The organism is Noviherbaspirillum sp. (assembly GCF_035944575.1).
GTDB lineage: Bacteria > Pseudomonadota > Gammaproteobacteria > Burkholderiales > Burkholderiaceae_D > Noviherbaspirillum.
The window spans coordinates 1-4,826 of the sequence record NZ_DASZBA010000169.1; the positions used below are offsets into that span (position 1 = coordinate 1).

2 protein-coding genes are annotated in these 4,826 nt (G+C 60.0%); one reads left to right on the forward strand and one right to left on the reverse strand.

Features of this window, described 5'->3' with window-relative positions; all coding sequences use genetic code 11:
• Positions 1-233: 233 nt before the first annotated feature.
• Positions 234-3,680: a DNA polymerase III subunit alpha gene (gene dnaE, locus VGU61_RS11965; RefSeq protein WP_326859355.1), complete on the reverse strand. Its 3,447-nt coding sequence runs from the start codon at positions 3,678-3,680 to the stop codon at positions 234-236.
• A 153-nt stretch (positions 3,681-3,833) separates the two neighbouring features.
• Between dnaE and VGU61_RS11970 the strand changes: the two genes are divergently transcribed.
• The gene (locus tag VGU61_RS11970) at positions 3,834-4,706 is read left to right on the forward strand and encodes a sulfurtransferase (protein ID WP_326859356.1); all 873 of its coding nucleotides are present in this window, start codon (positions 3,834-3,836) and stop codon (positions 4,704-4,706) included.
• The last annotated feature ends 120 nt before the right edge of the window (positions 4,707-4,826 follow it).

Here is a 4,826-nt window from a genome sequence, read left to right on the forward strand (position 1 = left end):
GAAACTTGAGAAAAATTAGGCTGGCTATGGTTAATTCAATGCCGACATGCTCCTTCCCCTTTTCAGGGGGAAGGTTGGGATGGGGGTAGGGAGGTCGAGCTATCGCATGCAGTTGATCAACCTTACTACCCCTCCCTACCCCTCCCCCTGGAATGGGGAGGGAACCTTACAAGGTGGTGCAACTTGATGCGGGTACTGAAGCGCCGCAAAATAATGTATGCACCTCCAACCGTTCAATACTCCACCACCGCACTCTGCGCCCCCAGCCGCTCCACCAGCGACTGCCGTAACGCATCCGCGGGCGCGACCCGCCACTCATCCGCCAGCCGGATCTCGCAGCCCACGCCCTCCTGCGTATAGCGCATCGTCAGCGGCAGCCCCGACTCGGACCGGTACGGTGACAAGATGGTCTTGATCTGCGCCGCATCCACCCTGCCCGACAGGGACAGCGCGAACTGCTTGCCGAAGTGGGTGCGGGCGGTGGCGATATCCATCACTTTTTCCGCGCTGATGCGCAAGCCGCCGTTGAAGCGGTCTTCCGATACCTTGCCCATCACCGCCAGGAATTCATCTTCCTTGAACAGGTTTTTGTTCGGGTCGTACAGCTCGTTGTACACAGTGACGTCGACCGTCGCGGTCGAATCGTCGAGCGTGACGATGACCATCTTTCCGCGCTGGGTCATCTGCGTGCGCACGGAGGTGATGACGCCGGCGATCACGCGGGCGTCGCGTGACGGCTCCAAGCTGGCAAGCTTGGTGCGGGCAAACTTGCGCACCTCCTCCGCGTAGGCATGGAACAGGTGGCCGGACAGGTAAAACCCGAGCGCCGATTTCTCTTCGGTGAGCCGCTGCTTGTCGGTCCATGGCTGCACCTTCACATATTCCGGCGGGCATTCCATGTCGCTGTCGTCGCCGCCGAACAGGCTGACCTGGTTGGCGGACGCTTCCGCCTGCTCCGCACATTCCATCGCGAAATTCACCGATGCGAGCAGCACCGCGCGATCCTGCTTGAAGCAGTCGAGCGCGCCGGCACGGATCAGCGATTCGATGGTGCGGCGATTGATTTGCCGCCGGTCGATCCGTTTCACAAAGTCGAACAGGTCGGTGAACGGCCCGCTCTTGCGCGCGGCAATGATCGCTTCGATCGCATTCTGGCCCGAGCCTTTCACCGCGCCGAGGCCGTAGCGGATCTGGGTCGCCTTCTTGCCCGGCTCGCCGACCGGGATGAAGCGGTAGTCCGACTGGTTGATGTCCGGCGGCAATAAGGTCAGTCCGCAGACATCGACCGCATCCTCCACCAGGATCTTGATCTTGTCCGTGTCGTCCATGGCCAGCGACAAGTTGGCTGCCATGAACGCGGCGGGATGGTGGGCCTTCAGGTAAGCGGTGTGATAGGACAGCAGCGCATAGGCGGCGGCGTGCGACTTGTTGAAGCCGTAGCCCGCGAACTTTTCCATCAGGTCGAAGATCTCGTCGGCCTTTTCCTGCGACAGGCCGTTCTTCGCCGCGCCTTCCCGGAAAATCTGGCGATGCTCCGCCATCTCTTCCGCTTTCTTCTTACCCATCGCGCGCCGCAGCAAGTCGGCGCCGCCGAGCGAGTAGCCGCCGATGACCTGCGCCATCTGCATCACCTGCTCCTGATACACCATGATGCCGTAGGTCTCGGACAGGATGCCTTCGGTACGCGGATCGGGATACTCGAATTTCTCGCCGTGCTTGCGTCGGCAGAAGTCCGGGATCAGGTCCATCGGGCCCGGACGATACAGCGCCACCAGCGCAATGATGTCCTCGAAGCGGTCGGGCCGCGCATCCTTGAGCATGCCCTGCATGCCGCGGCTTTCAAGCTGGAACACGGCGACGGTTTTCGCCTTGGTCAGCAGTTCGTACGAGGCCTTGTCGCGCAGCGGCAGCTTGGCCAGGTCGAAGTTGGCCATCGCCGGATCGAGCTGCTTGATGTAGCGCACCGCGCGGTCGAGAATGGTCAGCGTGGTCAGGCCGAGGAAGTCGAACTTCACCAGGCCGACGGCTTCCACGTCGTCCTTGTCGTACTGCGACACCACACCGGCATCGCCGCCCTGGGTGTACAGCGGACAGAAGTCGGTCAGCTTGCCGGGCGCGATCAGCACGCCGCCGGCATGCATGCCGACGTTACGCGCGATACCTTCGACCTGTTGCGCAAGGTCGAGCAACTGCTTGACCTCCTCTTCCTTTTCCAGCCGTTCGGCGAGCAGCGGCTCTTCCTTGATCGCATCTTCAATGGTGACCAGCTTGCCCGGCTTGAAGGGAATCAGTTTCGAAATGCCGTCGCAGAAGTTGTAGCCCATGTCGAGCACGCGGCCGACGTCGCGCACCGCGCCCTTGGCCGCCATCGTGCCGAAGGTGGCGATCTGCGACACCGCCTCCTTGCCGTAGCGATCCTTCACGTACTGAATCACGCGGTCGCGGCCTTCCTGGCAGAAGTCGATATCGAAGTCAGGCATCGATACCCGTTCCGGATTCAGGAAGCGCTCGAACAGCAGGTTGTATTCCAACGGATCGAGGTCGGTGATCTTCAGTGCATAGGCGACCAGAGAACCCGCGCCGGAGCCGCGGCCCGGCCCGACCGGCACGCCGTTGTTCTTCGCCCACTGGATAAAGTCGGCCACGATCAGGAAGTAACCCGGAAAGCCCATCTTGATGATGGTGTCCGTTTCGAATTTCAGTCGCGCTTCGTAACGCGGCCTTTCCTTCTCCCGCCGCTCCTCATCCTTGAACAGCTGCACCAGGCGTTCATCCAGCCCCTGCTTCGACTGCATCACCAGGAATTCGTCGATGGTTACGCCTTCGGGCGTCGGGAAGTTTGGCAGCTTCGGCTTGCCGAGTTCGAGCTGCAGATTGCAGCGCTTGGCGATCTCGATGGTGTTCTGGATAGCCGCCGGCATGTCGGCGAACAGCTCCGCCATCTCCGCCTGCGTCTTGAAGCACTGCTCCTCGTTGAAACGCTTCACGCGGCGGGGATTGGCGAGAATCTCGCCTTCCGAGATGCAGGTGCGCGCCTCGTGTGCGATGAATTCTTCGCGATTCTGGAACTGGATCGGATGCGTCGCCACGACCGGCAGTTTCAGCTTCGCCGCCAGCGCCACCGCATGGCGCACATGGTTCTCCATGTTCGGCTGGCCGTAACGCTGTACTTCGATATAGAAACGGTTCGGGAAAATCTCGGCCCAGCGCGCCGCGCACCGTTCGGCGGCGGCCATGTTGCCGTGATCGATTGCCATGCCGACATCGCCGCAATGTGCGCCGGACAATGCGATCATGCCGCTGGACGCGCCGTTCTCCAGCCACTCGGTGCGCAGTTCCGCGCGCCCGCGATGCAGGTTGGTCAGCCATGCCTTGGAAAGCAGTTCGCACAACTGCAGATAACCGGTGCGGTTTTTAACCAGCAGCAACAAACGCCACGGCTTGTCGCGGTCATCGTCGTTGGTGATCCAGACCTCGCAGCCGACAATCGGTTTGACGCCCTTGCCGCGCGCCGCCTTGTAGAACTTGACCATCCCGAACAGATTGGCCAGATCGGTAATCGCCAGCGCGGCCTGCCCGTCCTGCGCGGCGGCCTTGACGACATCATCGATGCGCACGAGGCCATCGACGATCGAGTATTCGGAATGAAGGCGGAGATGGATAAATTGCGGCGAAGTCATCGTGCTATTTTACATGGGCGAACTGCTTCCACGAGGCAAGCAAGGCGGCATTTTCCTCAGTCGAAATCGGGCTTTTGCGTATCGAAGATAAGCCATGCAGCGCGTCAAAGTTTATAATGACGCCAAATCAATGACTTACCGAATGTGGCACCTATGCAGTCCGAAAAACCCTACGTCAATATCGCCGCTTACAAATTTATTACGTTCGACGACACCGTCGAAAAACGTCCACAGTTCCGTGCGCTGTGCGAAGAGCTCGGCCTGAAGGGCACCATCCTGCTGAGCCCAGAAGGCATCAACTTGTTTCTTGCCGGATTGCGCGGACAGATCGATCAATTCCTGGCATGGCTGCGTGCCGATCCCCGCTTCGCGGACCTGCAGGTAAAGGAAAGTTACTCCGATAAGCAGCCGTTCACCCGGATGCTGGTCAAACTCAAGGCGGAAATCATTACCATGAAGAATCCGCTGATCAAGCCGGAGGAAGGCCGCGCCCCCGCTGTCGAACCGAAAACCCTGAAGCGCTGGCTCGACCAGGGCCATGACGACAGCGGAAAACCGGTGGTGATGGTCGATACCCGCAACGCCTTCGAGGTCGATGTCGGCACCTTCAACAACACCATCGATTACCGCATTGAAAAGTTCAGCGAGTTCCCGGATGTCATCGCCCGGCACAAGGACGAGCTCGACGGCAAAACGGTGGTGACCTTCTGCACCGGCGGCATCCGCTGCGAAAAAGCCGCGATCCACATGCAGAACGTCGGCTTCGACAGCGTGTACCAGTTAGATGGTGGCATCCTGAAATATTTCGAGGATGTCGGCGGCGATCATTACACCGGCGACTGCTTCGTCTTTGACTACCGCACCGCGCTCAACCCGAAGCTGGAAGCCACGCAGACGGCACAGTGCTTCGCCTGCCGCGCGGTGGTCACGCCGCGCGAGCAGTTGTCGCCTTACTATGTGCCGGGAAAATCGTGTCCGCATTGCAGGAAAGAGATGCGTGACGTGGAGCCGAAGGCGGAAGCGTAGGCTTAAGTCCGACCGTCCAATTCAGGCAAAGTAAATGTAGTCAATGCCGTTTTGAATAGAACCGATGACTTGCGCCTTGTTTTCGACACTCTCGCTGAAGTTCATTAGTACTTCATGGCG